Origin of the sequence: Rhodococcus baikonurensis, from assembly GCF_040489275.1 — a bacterium.
Lineage (GTDB): Bacteria > Actinomycetota > Actinomycetes > Mycobacteriales > Mycobacteriaceae > Rhodococcus_F > Rhodococcus_F baikonurensis.
The window spans coordinates 34,274-57,226 of the sequence record NZ_JBEUOQ010000003.1 but is presented as its reverse complement, the minus strand read 5'-3'; the positions used below and the strand labels follow the sequence as shown (position 1 = coordinate 57,226).

Here is a 22,953-nt window from a genome sequence, read left to right as displayed (position 1 = left end):
GGTTGGCCCCAATTCGATAGAAGGCCGTAGGTGTCCAGAGTCGAAACCTTATTACTCGCAAGCATTGCAGCGTCTTCCCTGGTTATGACGTTCGGAGCTACGGCTTCTCACGCAACTCCCAAACCGGGCAACTTAGGCGGAGGCAATTTTGGTGGACCTTGGTTGGTGGACTAAAACTCCTCGAATGGCCTCGGATATCAGGACGTCACCTCATTCGGTCCAGGCTCGCCCGCTTACATTGCAGGTCCCAATTTCGATAGCAGGGCCTCTGCCCTGTATGCAGTAGCGAATGCTGCCGGGCTCTAGACGGAGAGAGGAGGTGAATTTGAAATGAATAGCGTTCTCTTTGCTATCGTCAACGTGATCGTGGCGATGGCGAACGGTTCCACGATCCCCTTCTCATTAGAAGGCGCAGGGCCACTAACCGCCCCCGACTTGTAGGAAGATCGGCCGACCGCATGTGAATGACAGTTTCAGCTCTGCCTGAAACCTGCATATCAGCAGATGCGTGGATCGTGCGGTGGTCACAAACACAATCTCCCCTACCTGTCCAGGAAGGGGAGATTGTGTTTGACAGGTCCCATGCCACGGTGAGGCAGCTACCGATCTCGGACGCAGCCGTCTCCGATGTTGACCACGATGGACCTGTACCTAGTTGGCACAGAACCTAGTTGGCACAGACCACTTCAAGTCGTCGAACAGGTAGCCAGTGGAAGCGCTTCGGTCTTCGGCCTGATCACGGGCGGCCGCACTATTTGGTGAGAATCGGTCGGTCGCCTCTTGAAATGTAATTGGCGAATCGCTCAATTCCTGCTTGTGAGAAGCTCCCTCGGCCTGCGCGTTTCAGTGCGGCTTCGACGAATGGGAGCGGTTTCCTGCGGTATGTGCGGTAGATGCTGTCGAGTACTGGTTGCAGTGCCCGGCGTGCGAGGTCTGCTGTTTCGGGGTCTGAACCCCCGAACTTCACTGTCACATTCGGCATTGATACCCCTGTTGGTCGAGTGTCCGATTCCCTGGCCGGAAGCGTACGTATCGGGATCGCGAATCAGTACAGAAACACCAAAACGAGGCGCTAAGTCCCTACTTGCGGTGGATGCGATTCCGTCTTTGGGTTGACGAAAAACAGCCCGACCGCGGCGTGCGGTCCGGCTTCTGTTCTACGACTCCGGTTACGCCCCGAAGCCGAGGCCGCGGGTTTCGTCTGTTCACGTTGGGTGGCGAATTGCCGATGCTGACGGGTGTTTCGGTCAACCCTGTCCCGTGGTCGACCACCTAGATCGGCGGTTCCACGGTTCCGCAGAAGCTCAATGCCTGTGCGCAGCGCCCCGGGGATCTGGGAGTCGTAGCTGGTCTGCATCCAAGCTGTTCCATCAGCCTCTGCGATGAATGTCCCGATAGGTAGCGCTCGGAGACCCAAGTCATCGGTGCCAGATTCCGCGATCTCATTGCCAACATGCCCCACGACGTTCTATGGTTCATTACATGAGTAATGAACCAGTGAACACCGGGCATCGATCATCGTGATCGACGACGGACGACCACTGTTCCAGCAGATCGCCGAGCAGATCGAAGGCTCGATCATCGACGGCTCACTGCCGGAAGACGGACAGGTGCCCTCAACCAACGAACTGGCGGCGTTCCACCGAATCAATCCGGCGACGGCAGCCAAGGGCCTCAATCAACTCGTAGGCGAGGGGCTCCTCTACAAGAAACGGGGAATCGGAATGTTCGTCACCGTCGGCGCCCGCGATGCACTCAGGTTCAGACGACGAGAAGCGTTCGCGCGCCAATACATCGAGCCGCTGGTCATGGAGGCCGACCGCCTTCAGATTTCCCTCGACGAACTCAAATCCATGCTGGACGACAGGAAGGCGGACCGATGAACTCGAGCACGACAACGACCAAGTCGCACGTCAGGCGTTTCGACGAAACTGAACTCGTCGCCTCGATGCGAGCAGTGAACAGAAGCTACGGGGACGTCGATGCGCTCTCGGACGTCTCGTTCGAGATCAGCCAGAACAAGATCTACGGCCTGCTCGGCCGTAACGGCGCAGGCAAGACCACGATCATGCAGATACTGACCGGACAGGACCTGCACACCAGCGGCGACGTCGAGGTATTCGGCGCTGCCCCTTTCGAAAATGCCGACGTCCTGGCGAACGTGTGCTTCGTCAAGGAAAGCCAGACGTACCCCGAAGACCTCAAGGTCAAGCATGTACTCGTCGCCGCCGGCCATCTGCTCCCGAATTGGGACCACGCGTTCGCCGAGACACTGCTCGACGATTTCCAACTTCCACTGTGCCGCAAGGTGAAGAAGCTCTCGCGCGGCATGCGGTCAGCGTTGGGAGTGATCATCGGACTTGCCTCCCGTGCACCGCTCACGCTCTTCGACGAGCCGTATCTCGGCCTCGATGCCGTTGCACGCCAACTGTTCTACGATCGACTGCTTGCCGACTACGCCGAACATCCTCGCACTGTAGTGCTTTCGACTCACCTTATCGACGAGGTAGCCAATCTGCTCGAGCACGTGATCGTCGTAGACAGCGGCCGGATTGTCGTCGACGAGGACGCGGACGCACTGCGAGGTCGCGCCGTAGTGGTATCCGGCCCCATTGATGCGGTGGATGCCGTTGCCGCGTCCGGCAGGGTCCTGCGCCGGGAGACACTAGGCGCCCACAGCCGAATCATGTTGCAGGCCGATGTGACCGAGACCGAGCGAATCCGACTGCGGGAGGCCGGAGTCCAAGTAGAACCGGCATCTTTGCAGGAACTTGTCATCGCGACTTCGACGCAGCGCAAGGAGATCACCGCATGAGCATCGCAACCACAGCGCTACGGACGGTCCCGAAGGCGCCCACCCGGTCCAGGATCGGTTCCGTCCTCCAACTGCACACGGTCGCGTGGCCGTTGCTGATCGCCTGGCCGGTGGGCATCCTTTTGATCTCTTTCCTCATCAGCTTCACCATCTACGCGATCGTCCGGAACGATGAGGGTGAGGGATTCACCGGCAGTGTGTTCTCCGTTTACGGTTTCGTGCTGGCGTTCTACCTCCAGTCGATGACCCAGACGTTCCCGTTCGCGCTCGGGCTGAGCGTGACTCGCCGCGAGTTCTTCACTGCCACCACGATAATGGCGTTGGCACAGTCCGCAATCTTCGCAATCGCGCTACAACTGCTGTCAGTGGTGGAGTCCGCCACCAACGGCTGGGGTGTGCACATGCGCATGTTCGGCATCGCACGCTATTTCACCGACAGCGCAGCCGTTCAGTTGCTCGCGCTGTTCGCGACGCTGCTCCTGACCAGTTCGATCGCAATGCTGACAGGTGCGATCTACCAGCGATGGAGGACCACCGGTCTGCTCGCCTCTCTCACCGGTCTCTTCGGTGTGCTCGGCCTGTCAGCGATCGTAATCACCTGGGTCAGCTGGTGGCCGGCGATCGGTTCGTGGTTTGCCGATACTTCCCGAGTGGTGCCGATGGCACTACTTCCATTGGCCCTGGCCATCGCCTGCATAGCCGGAGCCTGGGTCACTTTACGTCGAGCAACGCCCTGACCGAGTAATCATGTGCGACGCCAGATGTCGCACCGTCTCCGAGTGCCCCTCGGATCGACACCGTCCAGGCAGTTCGACCCCCTCCCTATGGCAGGAAGGGGGTCGAACTTCGCAACAGTACGCGACTCGCTCCCGATTGGATGGCCCTCGCTACTGCCGAGCCACTCGCTCGACAAAACTCGAAGCACGCAGCACCAGTTCATCTTTCCGGTCCTGGCGCGCAGCGGCGGCATCGTATCCGGCATACGGGAGCGGGGGGTCGTTACGAACATTGGCTGAGCATTGGAAGTCTCGGCAGATCAGTGTTCCGACTGTGCTGCCACGTCGACCAGCGGGCCCGGCCAACTTGGCGCCGTAGAAGACGACCTCGTTGGGAAGTCGCGTGTCACGGCACCAGGAGCACTGGGCGCGCGACCGCGGAGTGGCCTCCGCTTGAACGAGCAAAACTCCGATGGTCTCCCCGTCGAGTCTCGGGACAATCGCGTAGGCGCGTCGGCCCATTTTGGGATCTCGCCAGCCCAGATAGTCGAGAACGTCGAAGTCGATGGCGTCGAAGCCGTCCGGCAGGGTGAGATCGGACTTCTCCTTGCGACTCGCGTTGACGAGGCTGGAACGGATAGATGTATCGGTCAAAATGATCATGGGTGTTTACCAATCGTGGCTCGGTGAAGGTGGGTACAGCTCATGGCCCGATCAGCACCAAGTGCTGTCGGGTCCGAATGCGCTATCTGCTGTCGGCGTAAGCGACGCCGACAACCCCCTCACACCCATAGGGCTTCACCGTGTCCACACCGCGATGGTAGCCACAAGCCTGCGTCACGGGCCACTCTATTTAGCGTCACACCTGCAAGGGCGGGGTGCTGGAAGAGACGAATAGCGCACTGGACAGGAGGAATTCGTGAGACTTCGGATAAGACACGTGGTTCGCCTGCTATCGGTATTCCTGCCTGGTCGCAGAGCGGTCTACCGACTACTGCGAAAGCACTTGCAGGACAATCTCTCCAATAGTCACCAAAATCCCGCAACACAGCAGTCGGGACTCTGCGCTGCAACCGACACAGATGGACAATCCTCACATTCTGCCGATTCAACGTGCCGATCATGCGACAATCGGACCGTGAACGACACCGACAGTGGAGTTTCGCATCCGCACCGATCGCGACTGGTGAGCGTCGGTATCCTCCTCTCTGCCGGTTTACTGTGGTCCACTCCCCTGGCCGCGGCAGCACCCGCCGAATCCGGGCCGGCAAGTTGCGTACCGTTCGGAACCGCCCAACTGCCGCCAGGTGTGCCCTCCGGCGGTGGCCGAGTCGGGCTGGCGCACCTACCGACGTTCACCGGTTCGACGGCCCCTACCTCCGTCGAGATTCGCACGCCGATAACTCAATTCAATCGCTTCTGGGACTTCGCGCTCGTCGACCACGACCTGCTCGCCCGTCCGCGGGAGCCTGGCGTACCGACCACGGCAGCCTGGCATTTCGTGCCGATGCCCGAGTGCCTGCGTGGACGACTGGTCGGGATATCGCTGGACGACGACGAACTGGTCGCAGTCGACGACAACGGCTGGATCTACACGATGGACAACGCGTCGCAGGATCCGCTGGTGTGGAACTGGACCTCAGCGTGGGGTGCGCCTCTGTGGAGTGGCCCAGGCAGACAACTCCCAGGCGACCGGCCGAACGGGTGGGCGCTGAGCGTCTCGTCGCCGTGGGACAACCGAACCTTCACCGACGTCGCGGGACGAATCCACTACGTCGGACTGGCCAAGATGACGATGATCCCCACATTGACCGGGGACGGTAGCCGGATCACCTATGCGGACCCGTGGCTGCCCAACGACGACAGCTACGAGATCGGCGGCCCGCTTGGTGGTCGGTTCCGGGCCGACTCGCTGTCGGCGGCTGGATCGACCACCTTCGTGATGAACAAGTACGGCGACATGTACACCCGCACATTTGATTTCGACTCTTCGGGCTCCGACTCGATCTTCTTCCGATACAGCTGGGAAGACCAGTCGGGCAAGCCCACCGCACCCAACCTCGTTGCAGAAACGCTCGACCGCAACACCGCCGCGATCCAACTTCCGGCGCCGGACTGGGTGCACCAGCCCAAGATTCCGGGTGAAGTCACATCCGCGATCAGTGTGCACTCACTCGGTCCCGGCCCGAACCGGCGGGAATTGCGCGTCGAGGGCCGCCGCGACGCTGAATCCGGCTTCTGGCACAAGGATCTCGTCGGTGGCGTCTGGGAGTTCACACCGACAAGCGCTCCCATCCTCGGCACAGCGATCGAGAACACGCCGACAGACCGCTCGGCAGACACTCTCGCCCCCGCCGCCCCCTGGCACTTGTCCGCATCCCTGCCCGCTCGCAATGGCGCCATCGACGGCCAAACATTGATCGACATCGGGTTTCCGTACTCTGTCGTGGATCCGCGCCTGCTCGACGCCATCGGCCAGCACGCCCAGCCGTCCGGATACCAGCTGAAGGTGGACCACTTCGACCCGGCCGCCACTACCCGGACCGCGACCGTGACTGCACCTGATGGCACGGCGCTACCAGTCGTCCTGCACACCGCCGACGGGTTGAGGATGTCTCCCCGAGAGTCCGGCCTCGACAGCAATCCGCGCCACCTCGTCGGGGCAATCGAGATCCCGGCGACCGCGTACGCAGATCGGGCATCCAATCCGGCCTTGGATACGTTCGTGCGGGGCTGGATGCACGGCAACCACATTGCGGCAATCACCCTCAGCGCCACCGACCACGACTTGGTGATCCGCTAGCTGAAACCAGCGTCGCCCAGGCCCGTTCGTCCATTACGCTCTGTAGATGGCGGAAACCACACGCGACGTGCCGATATCGCCCGTCGACGCGGTTCACGGCCCGCACGGCCCGCTCGCGCTCGCCGGGGCAGCGCTCGTCGAACTCTGGCCGCTTGGCCCGTTGGCCGGCAATGTTCGAGTCGGTTTCACAGCGGCGTCCTACAACGAATACTTCTGGATCGGAATCCAGGCGGATGCAGAGCATCTGCCTCCAGCTTCCAAGATCGCGCACGCCGTCGAGCGAGCTCTCGACGAAATAGCAAGCACTGCAATCTGACTGTGCCCCGCAGGTGATGTCTTGATGTCGGACCACACGCCGCTCATCGCGGGTTCGCACACTCGACCACACCCGCCGAGTGCAGGAGTTCAAGCACCCGATTTAGCTACCACCCAGTAGTAATTTTGTGAGCCTTGACACATCAGTAAGGCACTCAATACTGTTCAGCGGACGATAGTCGTCTCTAATTCGGTCGACTCCGAATCTCCCGAAGACAAGGAACCGAGAACTGATGCGCAACAACCGAACCCACAGTGAATACTCCGCCGAGGGGATCCAGTGACCGAACCGAACGTCCAGTCGAGTTCTGTGATTTCTCCGCGCCAGGCCGGAGGGCTCGCCGCCGTTGGCTTCCTCGCATTTTCCGAAGTCACCAGCGGAATGTTGCAGTCGTGGTACATACCACTCATACCGAAAATCGGACAGAGGCTCGACGTCAACCCCGCACAACTCAACTGGGTCTTGGCGGCATACCTACTTTCGACCGTCATCTGCGTCCCATTACTGGCCAAACTGGGTGACAAATACGGTCATCGTCGCATGGTAATGGTTGTGCTCGGCTCCGTAGCCCTCGGAACGATCCTGACAGCAACTGCCCCATCCTTCGGAATCTTCTTGTTGGGCAGGGCCATCCAAGGAACGCTGGGCGCACTACTTCCTCTCGAGCTTGCAATTCTCCGAGAACGCGCGGGTGCCAGTTCAGGACGCGCAATCGGAATTCTCGTGGGGTGTCTTGGCGCCGGAGGAGCCGCAGGAACCCTTTTGGTCGGACTACTCGGAACCAACGCGAGCCTGACTCTGGTCCTCTTCGTGCCCGCGGCACTCGTGCTGGCAAGCCTTGCCACTATTGCACTGTTCGTTCCCGAAACCTCTACCCGTGCAACTGGGTCCATCGACTGGACAGGGGCAGCACTGCTTGGCATCGGCCTCGCGATCTTCCTTGTCGGAATCAGCAACGGAAGCAAACTGGGGTGGACTTCTGCAACAACGCTCATGGCAGTTGGTGGCGGCTTGGCGTTACTTGCCGCTTTCGTCGCGCTCGAAAAGAAGATCAGTACCCCGCTGGTCGATTTGAACTTGTTGACCAAGGGTGGGGTGGGTTTCCTGTTGGGATTGACCGGATTGTTCGGCTTGCAATTCTACGGAGCTGCCACTGTCTCAGCACTGTATTTCGCATCCAAACCCGAAGTCGTCGGGTACGGATTCGGTCTCGATTCGATGGGCATTGCCCTCGCGATCACTCCAGTACCCATCGGCATCATGATTGCGTCGTCACTCGCCGACAGCTTTGCGCGGAGATTCGGCACTCGGACGGCATTGCAGATGTCGGCGATTCTGATTTCCACGTGGTTTGCTGGATTAATCGTATTTCGAGACTCGCAGACCGCGTTCATTTCAATGGGATTTGTCGGCGGCGCCGGAATCGGTTTGTTCGTCGCGATCCTTCCCGCTCTGGTAATTTCGCGCGCACGCCCGGAGGATTCCGCGATAGCGGGTGCTCTGTACAACACATCGCGAACGGTTGCGGGTGCAGTCGCTGGAGCCGTTTTTACCGCAATCATGTCCGGCATGTTGATCAGTGGCTCGAAACTGCCAACTGAGAGTGCATTCGTCGCAATCTGGGCCGTGTGCATCGGAGTCGGTGTTCTGATTTTCGTCTTGGCCCCCTTCCTCAACAAGCTAGGCGGAAAGGCATACCAACCCGAGACGATTGAGCAATTGGTCCATCTTCCGGTCCGAGAATCATCCTGACGCTGCGCGGGAGAAGGCTTTGCCTCGATTCCTCTCACTTCGAGCAAGAAAGTGACTTCACTTTCGCTGCACCGTCGAGATTGACCCGAACCAACGACTCGACACAGACCCGACGATGGCGCGTGGCATGATGGGTCCATGTCGCGTGCCATGCCACAACCATCTGGTCGTGGGCGACCCAGCGACCCGGACATAGAGACACGCATTCTTTCCTCTGCGTTGGATTTGTACGGAGAACTTGGTTGGGCGAGATTGAACCTCGATATCATCGCCCGACACGCCAAAGTTGGAAAAGCAGCACTCTACCGGCGATGGACGACCAAAGAGCAGATAATGTCGGATGCATTGCGATCGAGCAAGAGAACCGTCCTCGACTTCGATACCGGAACGCTTCGAGGAGACTTGATTGCGATCGGTCACGTCACGGTAGAACAGTTGCTCGGTAAGCACGGCTCAGTACGAATACGAGCCATGATCGATGCAAAGATTTATCCCGAACTATTCGAGGGAGAAATTGCCGACTTTCGCAGTGAGAGCATTGCCGGCGGTCGCGAAATTATCTTTCGGGCAATCGAACGCGGAGAGATCAGCAAAGGAACGTCACCGGCCCTGATTCTCGACGCCGTGGCAGGAACAATTGAGCACCACTATTTGATGACCCCGATGTCCAAAATCAAAGAGTTCGAAGCTGGATCCGACACGTACGTCGAGTTGGTCGTCGACCTCGTTCTCGCGGGCCTCAAATCCCATCCCGGATCCAACGACGAATAACCAACACTGTTGCCGGTAGTTCGACCCCGACGGATAGCCGGGCGAACCATGGAACGATATTGCGCGTGGCCGTTGGAACGGGACTCGAGGTCGTCGACGCTGGGCTCGGTCGGTCAGCATCCGAGCGGATCACGTCCCGTTCACATTTCGGCGCACGAGAAGGAGGCTTGGGAATGACAGAGAACAGTAGTCCCACAATCTTGAGTTGGTCTGTGAAAGAGTCTCTGCTGCAGTATGTTCGCGCGCTGGGTGAGATTTCGTATGTGTCTGGCCTCGTTGAGCTGGGTGACGAATTGGTCTGGCCACTGGCGTCCGATCATCATGACGCAGACGGGGTTCGGATTGCCGAGTTCAGTGGCGCGATCCATCTTCGTGCTCACGACGGGCTTCTCGATATCGTCATTGCCGATCCGGAAGTTCGTGTGAACGAGACGCAGGGGCAACTGAGCGTGAGGACCGCTCTGGACGCGCCGGAACGCGTCGTGATTGCGACCCTCGATGGTATCGAGAGCTCAGCGTCTGTCCTGCGAGCCGAAGTACAGGTGACCGCCGCCGGCTCAGCTGTGTTCGGCGCCAATTACCCTTCGGGTACGAGACTCTCGCCATTGACAATCGGCAGTGACCGCAACTGACAGACATCTTGCGGTCTTTCAGAATGGATCGAGGGACACGTTGTCCTCCTCCCCCATCTCGACTGCGGACGCGTAACGCACTGCGTGGCGCTCCAACGCCACGGCTGCTTGGGCCTTCCCTTCCCACTGGTCCCGCAGAGTAGATCCGTTACTCGTCGATCGCGAAACCCTCGCCGTCGAGAACTCGATGTCAGTGCGAGTGAAGGTGCACCGCTCGAAGTTGGTGGACGCGGAGAATCGCGCGCTTTGGAAGGTGCAATCGACAAAGGCGGTATCGGCGAACTCCGCGCCTGCCAGGTCCGAGTCGTCGAATGCGCACCGCTCGAACAAGGTATTGGGCACAGAGCGGAGCCTGTGTGCTTTCATCCCGGTGAAATCGCAATCGACGACCTTCGGTCCGATCGTCAGACGCGAAGCAGTGACTCCCCGGAAACTGCATCGCTCGAATCGGCGATTGAGTCGTTGCTGACTCGTCAGCGCAGCGAAATCGAAACGGCAGTTGAACATCTCAGCCTCGAAGGCGGTGAGCGCGCCCCGTACGTAGCTCAGATCAACACGTTCGAGTGCGAGGAATCTGATGTCGAGACCATCGCTACCGACGACTAGACCGCGCAGATCCACGAAACCGTCATCGGTCTCTGCCCAACGAGAAGTGAGAGTGTGAGGGGGCCTGACAATCCGCGACTGGACGACCAATTGCGCGCGCAGATTCTCGACATCCTCATCCGCCCAGCGGCGGCGCAGTGCGGTGATCTCGGCCTTCTTCACAGATCGATCGTATCGAGCACCGAAAACCGGTGTGTGCCTGCCAAGAGACGGGCCACCCGTAGCCGGATCACTATCCGATTCATCCCGTCGTCGGGGCAACGCATATTGTCGAGAGGTCCTGACTGATTCGAGCCTGCAAGCCGGTGTCATCTCGACACTGTCGTCGCACTGGGAGGCGAAAGATGTTCACACCCGTGGAATTCGGCAAGGTCTCGGTGTTGATTCCGGAGAACGGTGGAGCCGTCCCCTACGGAAACACCGTGGTGGTGCGCGGATCCGAAGGCACCCTCGTCATGGACCCTTCCCTTTCTCTCGACCGCGACCCCGTCGGCGCGGATCTCGTATTCGTCAGCCACGGCCACGAAGACCACATCGCCGGACTACGTCACTTCGACACACCGGTTTACGCGCACCACCTCGACGCACCCGCGGTTGCATCCCTCGACACGCTGCTCACCAACTACGGCCTTCCCCCAGGCCAACGAGCCGAGGTCCAGCAATCGATAGCAACTCAGTACGGCATCCCCTCGACGCACGAGAATGTGGCGGGGATCGATGACGGTCACGTCTTCGACCTCGGCGACCGCACCGCGACAGTCATTCATTTGCCTGGTCATACTCGCGGACACTGCGGCGTCCTTGTCGAGCCCGACGGCTTCTTCTACGTCGCCGACATCGACCTCACCTCCTTCGGCCCGATGTACGGCGATCTTGGCAGCAGCGTCAACGACTTTCTCGACTCCATCGACCACGTCGCAACGATCGACGCGCGTTGGTACGGAACTTTCCACCAGAAAGGCGTGATCGAGGGCAGCGACGAATTCCGTCGACGCTTGACCGCCTACCGGGACAAACTCCTCAGCCGCGAAGAACGACTCGTCAACTTCCTCGATGAACCACAACGCCTGGAAGACATCGTCGCCCACCGCCTCGTCTACCGGCCCCACGTCAGTGCCCCGTACGTCGACGCCGTCGAACGGCGAACAGCGCAACTTCACCTCGAACGACTTATCGCATCCGGCGCCGTCATCACAGTCGCAGACAAGACGTACCGTCGTGTCCTCTGACGTTGGAGTAGGCAACCTGCCGCTCGACGATCACTCGTAGCATAATCTTCGGCATGAATTGGAACAGTTCCACAGATACCGGATGGTTTGTCAATCTTGCCGAAGACGGTTCAGCCGTAACGATTTTCGATCCATCGGGAAGCGTCTACGGCGCACTGTTCCCCACACACACGGACGAGGGCGATCAGACGTCAGGTAGAAGGAAGCGGGATTCGTCGATCGCCGCTCGAGATCGACAGGTTCTCACCTTCCGCAAAGGCCATCCAGCAACACTTCGATTGTCCGGAGGGATGACCGGAACTGTGACAGATCAACAACCCAAGGCAATGCGTCGAAAGAACAAGCGATGCGAAGTGGTCATCTCCGACCGGACGTATGTCTTCGCGCATTCATCGAGTCGGAAAGCGACGGCTCTGCGCGACGGATCCGCCTTGGCGCACTTGGCCCGCGGACGCTGGTCAAACCGAAGTACCGTCACTCGGAAATCCGTGTCGGTAACGGACGCACTCGACGAGTGCGTGCTGACGCTATTCCAGAAAGTAGTGACTCCCGGCCGTACCGGAGCATTCGATCAGGTGATATCGGACCTCAGCAGTATCTGACACAGCGGTGCCGTCATGGTGTGGTTCCTCCATCGCTGGCTCGTTGCTGGGGATTGCCGTGGCGGACGAACTGTGCCGTACGCCACATTCAGTGGATCTCAACCGCACTCGAGACACTAGCTTTCAACTACCTGGTCCACGCCCATACCCCGGATGAGGCAAGACTTCTTGCGTCATCGACTGATGTCCACGCGGTTTGTGGGTGACCGACCATCGGTATTCCTCAGGTTCAACCGGTTTCGGTAGAACATCACGGATCGGAAGGCTGGAACTCGAATCATGGACACTGTCGACGACTTGGATTTACTCACCCAGCGACTGTCACCGGGCGCGATGACCACCGATCCAGATCTCCTCCAATCCTATCGACAGGACTGGAGTTTCGACCCCGCAGCAGGCACACCGGTAGCCGTTGTTCGTGCATCGACGGCATCAGACGTGCAGGAGACCCTTCGCTTCGCCGACAGCCGAAGTATTTCAGTTGTCCCACGGGGCGCCGGAACCAGTGTCGTCGGCGGATCCACGGCCATCGACGGCGCGATAACCCTCAGCCTCGAACGAATGAGATCGATCCGGATCGACGCATCGTCACGCACGGCAATCGTCGAACCGGGCGCACTCACCAACGATGTGAAAGCCGCTGCCGCAAAAGAAGGTTTGTACTATCCACCAGACCCGTCGTCATTCGAGATCTGCTCGATCGGCGGCAACGCCGCAACCAACGCGGGTGGTCCTTGTTGCGTGAAATACGGCGTTACCAGCGACTACATTCTGGGAATGACCGTTGTGCTAGCGGATGGGTCCATCGCTGAACTCGGCGGGGACCGCATCAAGGACACCCCCGGGCTCTCGTTGACGAAGTTGTTCGTGGGCAGCGAAGGCACTCTGGGAGTGATAACCGAACTGACACTTCGGCTCATCCCTCAGCCCCCGACTCCTCACACATTGGTGGCCTTCTTCCCGCTGATGTCCGAGGCCGTCACCGCCGCACGGGACATCACAAACCACACACGCCCCTCAGAACTCGAAATCCTCGACAATGCCGCCATCAAGGTGGCTGAAGAGTTCCTTCGCATGGAACTCGACACCGACGCCGGGGCACTCCTCATCGGGCGCTCCGACGCCGGCAACGCCGCAGAGGCCGAGATGGAACTGATACGCACGCACTGCGAAAAACGGGGAGCCTCAGCTGTATTCGTCACCGACGACCATCACGAAGGTGAGCTGTTCATCCGTCCGCGCTACGCCGTCTACGAAGCCTTCGAGCAGAAAGGCGTGGTCATCGGCGACGATGTTGCCGTCCCGATCGACAAGCTCCCTGAGCTCACCGACGGTATAGCCGACATAGCAAATCGCAACAACACCACTGTCGTCAGCTACACCCACGCCGCGGACGAGCTCACACACCCCGTCCTCAACTATCCGGTCGGCGACGAAGCGGCCGCAGCATCTGCAGCCGCGGCGAGACGAGAGATCTATGACCTCGTGAGGGCACTGGGAGGGACCGTGACAACAGAATACGGCGTGGGACAACACAAACGAGGAAACCTGTCGAATGCCTTGGACCCGGTCGTAATCAAGCTGAACAGGGCAATCAAGAACGCCGTCGACCCCAACAACATCTTGAACCCGCGCGTTCTGATCCCGTAGAGGCCACAAAGGTCGAGTAATCAGCGACCCGAGTTCGGCACACATCCTCCCGAATCTCGGTCCGAAGTCTCAACCGAAAAATCTGGCACTCGAGGTTGCAGAGTGCCAGATTCTTTGGTTATCATGTTCTCGCACAGTGAGTTCGGTCGCCGTCGAGGTGACGGTGACCTTTCTTCGACGATACGGGAGGTGTGTTGCTGTGCTTCGTTTCGATCCTTTCACCGACATCGACGCGATCACCAAATCCTTGCTTGCTACCGGAACCGGTAGTAACCGAAGTCCACGCTTTATGCCGATGGACCTCTACAAGGTCGATGACCACTACGTCCTGCATGCCGATCTCCCCGGCGTCGACCCGGGATCGGTGGACGTACAGGTAGACGGCTCGACTCTGACCTTGACCGCGCACCGTAGTGCCCTCTCCGAAGAGGGCGTGACGTGGCTGGCCGGTGAGCGTTTCACGGGAACGTACAGAAGGCAGTTGTCCATCAGCGAGGACATCGATTCCGAGCGGATCGTCGCCTCGTACGACAACGGCGTATTGACCGTGAGCTTGCCGATCGCCGAGAAGGCAAAACCGAGGCGAATCGAAATCTCGTCGGCGGCTCCTGTCCGATCTGCACATTCCGAGACGGAAGCTCGGGGACAGATCGAAGCCTGACCTGATCGGATCTGTAGCGCTACCCACACGCCTGGATCACGCTGCAAAATTCTGCAGTCCTGGCGCGAAATCGCATGCACAAGAACCTTTCATCCCAGGAGGTCTCCTATGTCCGCGACAACCGTTGCCCCCGAACCCACTCTCGCTGAACCGGTGCTCTGGAACGAAGACCCGCAGCGGCAAAAGTGGTGGAAGCGCATACTGGCAACCAGTCCACCGGAGAATCCCCACAACGAAGAGTTTCAGCCCTGACAAGGCGACACAAATTTCGCCAAATATGTTGTCCAGCACATGAAACGATGCCTTCCGTCCGGGCGACCGGGCGGAAGGCATCGTGCCGGAGTTGGATTCTCCACTCTTACAGGTTGACGACGTCACCGACAAAGATCTGGTCGGGATCGACGATGTGCGGGTTCATGTCCCAGACCTGCTGCCAGGAGAGCCCCCGTTCTGCACCGAGACCGGACAACGTATCGCCAGCCGCAACGATTACCTCTTCGCCCGACACACGGGATTCAGTCTCCGGAATACTTTCTGCCGGTGCAGATTCAGATGACACGGGTTCGACAACCGGAGCGGAAGCGGGCTCCGGTGCGGATTCGATTGCCGCCTCAGGTGCAGGTGCAGGTGCAGGTGCAGGTGCAGGTGCAGGTGCAGCGGCAGGAACAATGCTCGAACCGGTATCGCACGCGCCGACCGAACTCAGGAAGGCCATCGGATCGACGGCCCCACCACTGTGAATCCGCAGATGCAAGTGGGGACCGGTCGAGCTACCGGTGTTGCCGGTTGCCCCGATCTCATCGCCGACCTCGACGTGCTGACCCACTCCGACCCAGGTGTCGGAGAGGTGTCCCATCTGGATCTGCTCGCCGGTGTCCGCTTCCAATTGGATGTAAGTTCCGTATCCTCCTGGATCATTGGGCCCTGCAACAGAAATCGTTCCCGACGTCGGTGCGTAGAGCGTGGTACCGACGCTTACGGCGAAGTCGACGCCGTCGTGGCCCGCGTGGTACCCCTGCGAGAGTGATCCACCTACCGGCCACTCCCAACCGCAACTGGCCGACCAGCCTTGCGCACCGGCGATACCTGCGTTGGCTACTGCTCCGGCACCCACGAGGGCGCTCACTCCCGCGGTCAGGGCGATGAATCGTTTTGTGTTGGAGGGCTTGTGTTTTCTGTGCTTACTCATTGTTTCCTGACTGGATGTGGACGGTGAAGGTGCAGCCTCTACCGGCTGACAGCACTCGAAATGTGCTGAGCTCATGGCGAGCAGCACCGACTCCGTTGTGTAGAACTTTTCGAATGCGCCCAATACGGGGCGTGTAAAAGACGAAGCTCGCGATCGAGGGCACCTGGCGATCAAACGGACCGATCAGACTCTGACGAGTTCTGACTTCGTGGCGGTTCGCTCTGCCGTGCACTGTGAATGCAGGCGCACCGAACTTCAATTTCTTCGATCGCAGACCAATCGAGGCGGGTGTCTACCCGGACGGTCGAGAAAGGGGTGGAACATGCAGATCCTTGCGTTGCGGATGACGAATCACCTCATACGCTGTCGCTTCACGACGCTGCACGCGACGGTTGAACTACCTGGGTACGTACCTGTTTTTGCACGTTCGTCCCGACCGGTCGCGACATAATCCCGCGCCTGACAACGCCCCCACCAGGAAAAATGCCGAACGGGAGACCAGCGCACGTTCCGGTATCGGAAACGCGCGCTGATCTCCCGTCAGGTAGATCTATTTATGTGGTCGAGCTAGCGCTCTGTGTTTGTCGAGCTACCGCTCTGCGGCGTGATGGGCAGCGATGTAGCCGTAAACCAGGCCCTGGCCAATCGTCGCGCCGGCACCTGGATAGGAGTGACCGAATGCGTTGGCCGCGGTATTGCCGATCGCATAGAGACCGTCGATGATGCTGCCGTCCTCACGAAGCACGCGGGCACGCGCGTCGGCTTGTACGCCACCGCAGGTACCGAGGTCACTCAATGTCATCTTCACCGCGTAGAGGGAACGGCCGTCGACCGGCCTCAGGTTGGGGTTGGGAGACACTGTCGGGTCACCGTAGTAGCGGTCGTATGCACTTCCTCCACGACCGAATTCCGCGTCGCTACCTGCTGCTGCGGCCTCGTTGTACGTCCGGAAGGTCTCGGTGAAGGCGTCCTCCGGCAGTCCGACCTTGCGAGCGAGCTCTGCCGGGTTGCTCGCTTTGTGTGCGATACCGGACTCGAAGAAGACCGGTGGAAGGGGCTGCCGCGGGAAGATGCCGCCGGCGAACACGTAGCTGTTGCGGTACTCCTGGTCGAAGACGAACCACATGGACTCGGCCGGGTCGCCCGCCTTCTCCCTCTCGAGCACGCGCTGACCGAAGGTCATGTAGTCGGTTGCCTCGTTCACGAATCGTCGGCCGGTGTGGTCGACGATGAACGAGCCAGGCAGGGCACGCTCCGCGAGCATCACCATCGGCGGCCGTCCCTTGATGCTCGCGACCGCCGGGAACCACCACGACTGGTCCATGGAACCGATACCGGCGCCCAACTCCTGCGCGGCCTCGATCGCCTCGCCAATGTTGCCCTCGGCACCGAGGCTCTCGTGCTCTCCGAGGCTCTCCGACTGGTACTTGTGGCGCCACTCCATGTTGTGGTCGAACCCGCCGGCGGCCAGAACTACGCCGCGCCGGGCCGTCACCGTCACCTCGCGGCCGTCTTGCACGACGACTGCACCGGTCACGCGGTCGCCCTCGGTGACGAGCCGAACCAACGACGTCTCCGTCCACACTGGGATACCGGCTTGCACCACACCGGCGAACAGGCCAGCTGCGAGCGCCTGACCACCGGCGATGTATTCACGCTTGAGGACGTACTTGCCGTAGACGCCCTGCGCCAAGCGGCGGATGATGCGCGGAAAAGCCTTGGTCGGCTTCTTCACCATCAGGTTCATCCATTTGTAGTCCGCGCCGGTCACGGGCATCGGCAGCCCGGCTTCCATCAAGCCGGGGCGCAGGCGACCGCGTTCCGCACCGAGCACCGACGCATCGAACGGCAGGCACTCACAGGTGCGGCCGGCGGCGCTACCGCCCGGCAGTTCGGGGTGGTAATCGGAGTATTCCTTGGCCCAGAAGAATTTCATGGGCGTCGTGCGATGGAGCATGTCGACCGTGGCGGCACTGTTGTCGACGAACGCCTCACCACGTGCGGCAGGTGCCGTATCACCCACCGCTGCATGCACATACGTCTTCGCGCGCGCAATGGTGTCGCCCGCACCGGCTTCTGCCAGTACCGGGTTGGCAGGCATCCAAAACGCCCCACCGGACCGCGCCGTCGAACCGCCAACGTACTGCGTCTTCTCCACGATCAGCGTGGACAAGCCGAGCTCGTTCGCGGTGAGGGCCGCCGCCATGCCGGTACCGGACCCGATCACAAGCAGGTCGACAGCGATGTCATGGGCTCGTGTCGCGGGGGGTGCCTGATTCTTAGCCATTGAACGAATCCCTTCACGTGGTTTATCGACGCAAACGCTAGGGCAGTCGCAGCGGAGTAGGGTCCGGATGCCCATTCAGCGGGACACTGCGAGCGGGTTGGCTCTGACAGCATCCGGTCAGAGTGGGCGCAGTTCGGCCGTCACGGCAAACAGCCCGGTCCCTGAGTGACATATTCGCGGCGGTTGATGCCGGGAGTCGGGAAGAATCGTGGGTGCGTTTGATCGTTCCTCGACATTGTCGACCAATTCGCAGATCGGTCCACCATCACGCCAGTGTGTCCTCGATCCACGAATTTCTCCTATTCGAGCGGATATGGTGAGGCTGTCCCTTCGATCACGACCGTGGTGGAAAGTGGTAACCGCAGGCGACATTGCCGGACACTGGAGGTCTCTCGTGATGAATCTCGTTCGCCGACTCAGCGTCTGCGCATCCGTCGTGATCGTTTCGGCTCTGACGCCGGTAGCCCTCGCATCCGCTTCGGTGACCATTCCGTTTCAGATCAACCCTGCGCCGTACGGCAACCCGAACGGCAGCTTCGACGCGCCCGCCGTCCGCTGCGTAGCTGTAGTCGGCGAACAACCCGGCACGGTGACGATCACCGGCGGCAAGGAAGACCGCTGGGGATGCCTGCTCTCGTCCGAAGTGCGCTGGCTGAACCTTTCGACCGGGGCTTCCGGCTCCGCTCGGCTCTCGGACGGTCTGAACGGAGTCCCGGCCGAGGCGATCGTGCAGACCGGGACCGGTCAAGTCGCTGTCGCTGTGCTGTCTGTGGCCGGATCCATCATCACCCCAGGTGCCACATCGTTCTACGTGCCGTAGCACCGGACTCCGCATCACCGGCACGGTGGGACCCAAGGTCCTGTTTACCGACCTGTCATCCCGGTTAGCCTGAAAAGACGCTACCGAGAGGACGCCCATGACCTCGTCAGTGCACGAAACAATCGCAGTCGATCTGGATTTGATCGACGTGTACAAAGATCTCCACAGTCACCCTGAACTGGGGTTTCACGAAGATCGCACGTCCAAGATCGTCGAAAAACATTTGCATGTATTGGGATTCGACATCACAACCGGAGTCGGGACTACCGGAGTCGTCGGAGTCCTGAAGAACGGAGCAGGACCCACTGCGCTGCTGCGTGCGGACATGGACGCCCTCCCGGTTCGGGAAGAAACGGGATTGGACTACGCCAGCACCGTGACAACGACCGACGATCAGGGGAAGTCCGTCCCGGTCAGCCACGCGTGCGGCCATGACCTGCACACGACCTGCTTACTCGGTGCAGCCCGGATCCTCTCGCAGGACACGACGACCTGGTCCGGCACTCTTGTCCTCGTATTCCAACCGGCCGAGGAACTTGGCGCGGGTGCGCAAGCCATGGTCGACGACGGACTGTTCGAGCGATTCCCGAAGCCCGACATCGTTCTCGGCCAACACGTATCGCCGCTACCGGCAGGCACGATCGCCGGGCACGCCGGCCCCTCGTATGCGGGATCGGACTCACTTCGTGTGAGACTGGTCGGAAAGGGCGCCCACGGATCTATGCCGGAGAACTCGGTCGATCCCGTGGTCATGGCAGCCGAAACCGTGTTGCGTTTGCAAACTGTCATCTCACGCGAGGTCCCGAGTACTGCGACAGCTGTCCTCACCGTCGGCTCCATCCATGCTGGCGATGCCGCCAACGTCATTCCCGGCGAAGCAGAACTGCAACTCAACATCCGCAGCTACGACGCAGGTGTGCGTCAGCGCATCCTGGACAGCGTCGACCGCATCGTCCAGGGCGAAGCGGCCACCGCCGGTGCACCTACCCCACCGACCATCACCGAGACTGAGCGTTTTCCGATCGTCGTCAATGACCCGGCAGCGCTCGACAAGACCCTCGATGCTTTTGCCGAATGGCTGGGAACGAACAAGATTCTCGACCCCGGTGCGGGCGCAGGTAGTGAAGACGTCGGCATCCTCGCGACCAGTGCCGGTGCGCCACTGTCGTACTGGCTGTTGGGCGGGACCGACCCTTCACTGTTCACTACGGGTGACATGACTGATCCGGCCCTGCGAACCGTTCCGTCGAACCACTCTCCGCACTACGCTCCAGTGATCGAGCCGACCCTGACCATCGGTGTGAACGCCTTGGTCGTCGCGGCCAGGACGTGGCTCCCAACTCCCTAGTGCGGGACCGGTCCGCAATCGATCGATTGTCCACACCGTCAAGGCTGCAAACGCGTAGGCAACGCCGAGAATGCTTGCAGCACCCCACCCTGCAGCGTCGAAAACCATTGTGGTGGTTACCGCTCCAGCGGCGCTGCCCAACGAATAAAACACCATGTAACCGCCGATGATCCGTCCGGCCGATTCCGGTTGGTCCGCGACGATCAGATTCTGGCTCGTGACGTGAACAGCCTGTACGGCGAAGTCCAACGCGACAACACCGACTACGAGCAGGACAAGCGAATGCGTCGCCTGCGCGTTCAATACCCACGACAGCAAGAGAACGACCAAAGACGCCCCGGTAACACGTTGCGCCTTCCCTTGATCGGCCCAACGTCCGGCACCGATCGCGCCCAATGCTCCGACCAATCCGGCGATTCCGAAGAGCCCGATCTGTGTGGTCGACAACCGCCACGGTTCTTCGCTCAATGGCAGGGCCATTCCACTCCACAAGGCGCCAAAGGACGCGAACAGGAACAAGGTGATGAGAGCCCTCGTGCGAAATAGTCGGTTCGTAATCGCCAATGTCACGACCGATCCCATGGCATGCGCATAAGAAGGCCGATCCGAGTGCGAGCGAGTGTCTTTCGGCAGCATCGTCAACGCGACTGCCGCGACCAGTACCGAAATGAAAGTAGATCCCGAGTAGACCGCACGCCAGCCTGCCAGATCCGCAACTGCGCCGGCGACAGTTCGAGCGAGGATGATGCCGACGACAACGCCGCTGGTGATCACACCGATGTTTGCGCCCCGCTCGTCCGGGTCGCTGATTGCCGCAGCGTAGGCGACTACGACTTGAACGACAACGGAGAACGTGCCGGCGACGGTCATCCCGATCAGCAGCTGCGCGCTCGTGGTGGCCAGAGCGACAATCATCGTTCCCATTGCAGCAGCGACGATCTGGAGTGCGATCAATCTCTTGCGATTCACGAGATCGCTAAGTGGCACCAACACGATCAACCCGACCACGTAACCGAGTTGGGCGAGTGCCACGACGAAGCCGAGGCCGGCCGGAGGAAGGGAAAGATCCGAGCCGATCTGTCCGAGTAGCGGCTGCGCGTAGTAGATGTTCGCCACCGAGACACCGCAGAGCACGGCGAGCAACAGGCGAAGTCCACGAGGCATTTTCGGCCCTACCGGTGCGATCGTGAGTGCATGACGTTCGGACACTTCCACCTCAACTTGGTTGCATTTTGATACCATTTGAAGGCTACGTCAATTCGGTTTCAAAACGCAACCAATGAGGAATTCAATGCCTGATCGCGCACAGTGGACGGACTCGCACTGCCCGACGGCCCGAGCGGCCGACATCATCGGCGATCGATGGTCGTTGTTGATCGTGCGAGACGCCTTCGACGGGGCATCCAGATTCAGTCAGTTTCAACGAAACCTGGGCATCGCAAAGAACATTCTCACGGAGAGACTCAAAGCCCTTGTCGAGCAAGGGATCTTCGAGGTTCGATCAAACGCGCAAGGGACCCGCAACGAGTACGTCTTGACTGAACGTGGCATGGATCTGTTCGTCGTGATCACGAGCCTGCGACAGTGGGGCGAACGCCATGCGTTCGATGACGGTGAACCCCATTCGACGTTGATAGACGACACCACGGGAGACCCGGTACCCGGACTCCGACTGGTCAATGCACGGAAAATCGACCTGAACCCGACCAACACACATGTCGAGAAGGTCATGGACGGCTCGAACATGGACAGCGCCCACGACCCCATCAGGCGATAGTCGAGAGATCCCACTGTCGCCTTGGTTCGGACAATCCCCTCCCCGGTAGTGTTAAGTGAGATTGAATAGGCAGTTCTCGGCCAGGACCCAGTTCTCGGCCAGGTCGCGGACAGGAGCAGTTATGGAGCAGAACAAGATCGGGCCGGCGTTGCGGAAAGCACGACTGGAACGCAAGCTCACTCTGCGTCATGTGGCCGCCGCTGCGGGGATCTCGCCGAGCCTTCTCTCTCAGGTAGAGACAGGTAAGTCTCAACCATCGGTCAGTACCCTGTACGCACTGGTCAGTCACGTTGGCATCTCACTCGACGAACTGTTAGGCATCGACACCGGGCAAGGAGACCGCTCGACACCCGCCCCTCCGATCACCACCGCAACCTCGGACGTTGTTCAGTCTGCCGCCGACAATCCGGTACTGGAGATGGCCAACGGAGTCCGTTGGGAGAAACTTGCCGGCAGTGGCCGCTCGGACGTCGACGCACTGCTGGTCACGTACGAGCCCGGTGCCGCAAGCGCCGTGGAACGGAAGTTGATGAGACACAGTGGAACTGAATTCGCTTACTTGGTCTCTGGTGAACTGACACTCTTGCTCGATTTCGACAGGCATGTCGTCAAGGCCGGGGATTCGTTGTGCTTCGATTCCACTCGGCCACATATGTACGTCAATCAAGGCGACGAACCCGCTCGCGGCGTATGGTTCGTTTCCGGTCGCCACGACCTGGACCACACCCGAGAGTGGGTGACGTCTTTACTCGGCGATCAGGTCGACAGCCCCCTTTCCAGCCCTTCGAATGCAGTCGAGGCGCTCGCCCTCCTCAGCGCCGCGAGGTCGGATTCCACTGCTGAATCCCACACTGACGCCGCCGACGCACTGTCCGCTGACGATTAACACACCCTTGCTGAACACTGAGCCCTGACCTCAGTCGGATGACGAATACGATCCACTCGCCGACAAAGCCAGCGAATGCGAAGGCGCAGCCGA

At 60.2% G+C, this 22,953-nt stretch carries 21 protein-coding genes and 2 pseudogenes; 18 read left to right on the top strand and 5 right to left on the bottom strand.

All coding sequences use genetic code 11. From position 1 onward, the window contains the following. Positions 1 to 1,520 precede the first annotated feature (1,520 nt). From ABWI03_RS07835 to ABWI03_RS07825, 3 genes are read left to right on the top strand one after another with little or no spacing between them, the layout of a single operon-like run. On the top strand, positions 1,521 to 1,883 hold the full coding sequence (locus tag ABWI03_RS07835) for a GntR family transcriptional regulator (RefSeq protein WP_019747490.1): 363 nt from the start codon (positions 1,521 to 1,523) through the stop codon (positions 1,881 to 1,883). After that, on the top strand, positions 1,880 to 2,815 hold the full coding sequence (locus ABWI03_RS07830; protein ID WP_298776088.1) for an ABC transporter ATP-binding protein: 936 nt from the start codon (positions 1,880 to 1,882) through the stop codon (positions 2,813 to 2,815). Before ABWI03_RS07835 ends, ABWI03_RS07830 begins: the two co-directional genes overlap by 4 nt. Further along, complete coding sequence (locus tag ABWI03_RS07825) at positions 2,812 to 3,552, top strand: ABC transporter permease (protein ID WP_298776090.1); 741 nt, start codon at positions 2,812 to 2,814, stop codon at positions 3,550 to 3,552. The genes ABWI03_RS07830 and ABWI03_RS07825 overlap by 4 nt, the downstream gene beginning before the upstream one ends. A 150-nt stretch (positions 3,553 to 3,702) precedes the next feature. Here the strand turns inward: ABWI03_RS07825 and ABWI03_RS07820 are convergent, their stop codons facing one another. Next, the gene (locus tag ABWI03_RS07820; RefSeq protein ID WP_298776092.1) at positions 3,703 to 4,194 is read right to left on the bottom strand and encodes an FBP domain-containing protein; all 492 of its coding nucleotides are present in this window, start codon (positions 4,192 to 4,194) and stop codon (positions 3,703 to 3,705) included. 475 nt (positions 4,195 to 4,669) lie between these two features. On the opposite strand from ABWI03_RS07820, the gene ABWI03_RS07815 reads away from it, so the two are divergent. The 6 genes and pseudogenes from ABWI03_RS07815 to ABWI03_RS07790 all read left to right on the top strand — a co-directional run bounded on the left by ABWI03_RS07815 (position 4,670) and on the right by ABWI03_RS07790 (position 9,805). Then, complete coding sequence (locus tag ABWI03_RS07815) at positions 4,670 to 6,334, top strand: hypothetical protein (protein WP_298776094.1); 1,665 nt, start codon at positions 4,670 to 4,672, stop codon at positions 6,332 to 6,334. A 46-nt stretch (positions 6,335 to 6,380) separates the two neighbouring features. Beyond that, positions 6,381 to 6,650: a WS/DGAT domain-containing protein gene (locus ABWI03_RS07810; protein ID WP_298776096.1), complete on the top strand. Its 270-nt coding sequence runs from the start codon at positions 6,381 to 6,383 to the stop codon at positions 6,648 to 6,650. Positions 6,651 to 6,929: 279 nt separating this feature from the next. Continuing rightward, positions 6,930 to 8,402: an MFS transporter gene (locus ABWI03_RS07805; RefSeq protein WP_296555292.1), complete on the top strand. Its 1,473-nt coding sequence runs from the start codon at positions 6,930 to 6,932 to the stop codon at positions 8,400 to 8,402. Between the two features lie 138 nt (positions 8,403 to 8,540). Beyond that, positions 8,541 to 8,726 (top strand): annotated as a pseudogene (locus ABWI03_RS07800) (helix-turn-helix domain-containing protein); the annotation flags it as partial. 9 nt (positions 8,727 to 8,735) lie between these two features. Continuing rightward, the gene (locus tag ABWI03_RS07795) at positions 8,736 to 9,173 is read left to right on the top strand and encodes a TetR-like C-terminal domain-containing protein (RefSeq protein ID WP_253252960.1); all 438 of its coding nucleotides are present in this window, start codon (positions 8,736 to 8,738) and stop codon (positions 9,171 to 9,173) included. A 173-nt stretch (positions 9,174 to 9,346) separates the two neighbouring features. Further along, the gene (locus tag ABWI03_RS07790) at positions 9,347 to 9,805 is read left to right on the top strand and encodes an HtaA domain-containing protein (protein WP_298776102.1); all 459 of its coding nucleotides are present in this window, start codon (positions 9,347 to 9,349) and stop codon (positions 9,803 to 9,805) included. Between the two features lie 18 nt (positions 9,806 to 9,823). Here the strand turns inward: ABWI03_RS07790 and ABWI03_RS07785 are convergent, their stop codons facing one another. Further along, positions 9,824 to 10,573: a pentapeptide repeat-containing protein gene (locus ABWI03_RS07785; RefSeq protein ID WP_298776104.1), complete on the bottom strand. Its 750-nt coding sequence runs from the start codon at positions 10,571 to 10,573 to the stop codon at positions 9,824 to 9,826. Positions 10,574 to 10,755: 182 nt separating this feature from the next. Here ABWI03_RS07785 and ABWI03_RS07780 point away from each other — a divergent pair, with 182 nt between their 5' ends. The 5 genes from ABWI03_RS07780 (at position 10,756) to ABWI03_RS07760 (ending at position 14,805) form a co-directional block, all read left to right on the top strand. Then, positions 10,756 to 11,640 carry an MBL fold metallo-hydrolase gene (locus tag ABWI03_RS07780; RefSeq protein ID WP_298776106.1) on the top strand — a complete coding sequence of 295 codons (885 nt, stop codon included), beginning with the start codon at positions 10,756 to 10,758 and terminating at the stop codon, positions 11,638 to 11,640. Positions 11,641 to 11,693: 53 nt separating this feature from the next. Continuing rightward, a complete protein-coding gene (locus ABWI03_RS07775; protein ID WP_298776107.1) occupies positions 11,694 to 12,242 on the top strand; it encodes a hypothetical protein in 549 nt (182 codons plus the stop codon). A gap of 279 nt (positions 12,243 to 12,521) precedes the next feature. Beyond that, the gene (locus ABWI03_RS07770; protein WP_298776109.1) at positions 12,522 to 13,892 is read left to right on the top strand and encodes an FAD-binding oxidoreductase; all 1,371 of its coding nucleotides are present in this window, start codon (positions 12,522 to 12,524) and stop codon (positions 13,890 to 13,892) included. A gap of 199 nt (positions 13,893 to 14,091) precedes the next feature. Beyond that, positions 14,092 to 14,553, top strand: coding sequence for an Hsp20/alpha crystallin family protein (locus ABWI03_RS07765; RefSeq protein WP_235171472.1), 462 nt, complete (start codon positions 14,092 to 14,094; stop codon positions 14,551 to 14,553). 108 nt (positions 14,554 to 14,661) lie between these two features. Continuing rightward, on the top strand, positions 14,662 to 14,805 hold the full coding sequence (locus tag ABWI03_RS07760) for a hypothetical protein (protein ID WP_235171471.1): 144 nt from the start codon (positions 14,662 to 14,664) through the stop codon (positions 14,803 to 14,805). Positions 14,806 to 14,911: 106 nt separating this feature from the next. Here the strand turns inward: ABWI03_RS07760 and ABWI03_RS07755 are convergent, their stop codons facing one another. Together ABWI03_RS07755 and ABWI03_RS07750 are read right to left on the bottom strand one after the other, a co-directional pair. After that, positions 14,912 to 15,742 carry a M23 family metallopeptidase gene (locus ABWI03_RS07755; protein WP_298776114.1) on the bottom strand — a complete coding sequence of 277 codons (831 nt, stop codon included), beginning with the start codon at positions 15,740 to 15,742 and terminating at the stop codon, positions 14,912 to 14,914. A 589-nt stretch (positions 15,743 to 16,331) separates the two neighbouring features. Beyond that, entirely contained in the window at positions 16,332 to 18,029 is a 1,698-nt protein-coding gene (locus ABWI03_RS07750; protein WP_298776117.1) for a 3-ketosteroid-delta-1-dehydrogenase, read from the bottom strand. 397 nt (positions 18,030 to 18,426) lie between these two features. Here ABWI03_RS07750 and ABWI03_RS07745 point away from each other — a divergent pair, with 397 nt between their 5' ends. Together ABWI03_RS07745 and ABWI03_RS07740 are read left to right on the top strand one after the other, a co-directional pair. Further along, the gene (locus ABWI03_RS07745) at positions 18,427 to 18,849 is read left to right on the top strand and encodes a hypothetical protein (protein ID WP_298776119.1); all 423 of its coding nucleotides are present in this window, start codon (positions 18,427 to 18,429) and stop codon (positions 18,847 to 18,849) included. A 97-nt stretch (positions 18,850 to 18,946) separates the two neighbouring features. Beyond that, positions 18,947 to 20,197 carry an amidohydrolase gene (locus ABWI03_RS07740; RefSeq protein WP_298776122.1) on the top strand — a complete coding sequence of 417 codons (1,251 nt, stop codon included), beginning with the start codon at positions 18,947 to 18,949 and terminating at the stop codon, positions 20,195 to 20,197. Here ABWI03_RS07740 and ABWI03_RS07735 read toward each other — a convergent pair. Beyond that, positions 20,168 to 21,361: pseudogene (locus ABWI03_RS07735) on the bottom strand (MFS transporter); the annotation flags it as partial. The gene ABWI03_RS07740 and the pseudogene ABWI03_RS07735 overlap by 30 nt on opposite strands. Before the next feature lie 127 nt (positions 21,362 to 21,488). On the opposite strand from ABWI03_RS07735, the gene ABWI03_RS07730 reads away from it, so the two are divergent. After that, positions 21,489 to 21,974 carry a winged helix-turn-helix transcriptional regulator gene (locus ABWI03_RS07730; RefSeq protein WP_298776125.1) on the top strand — a complete coding sequence of 162 codons (486 nt, stop codon included), beginning with the start codon at positions 21,489 to 21,491 and terminating at the stop codon, positions 21,972 to 21,974. A gap of 121 nt (positions 21,975 to 22,095) precedes the next feature. Next, positions 22,096 to 22,860, top strand: coding sequence for a cupin domain-containing protein (locus ABWI03_RS07725; protein WP_298776127.1), 765 nt, complete (start codon positions 22,096 to 22,098; stop codon positions 22,858 to 22,860). Positions 22,861 to 22,953: the final 93 nt, after the last annotated feature.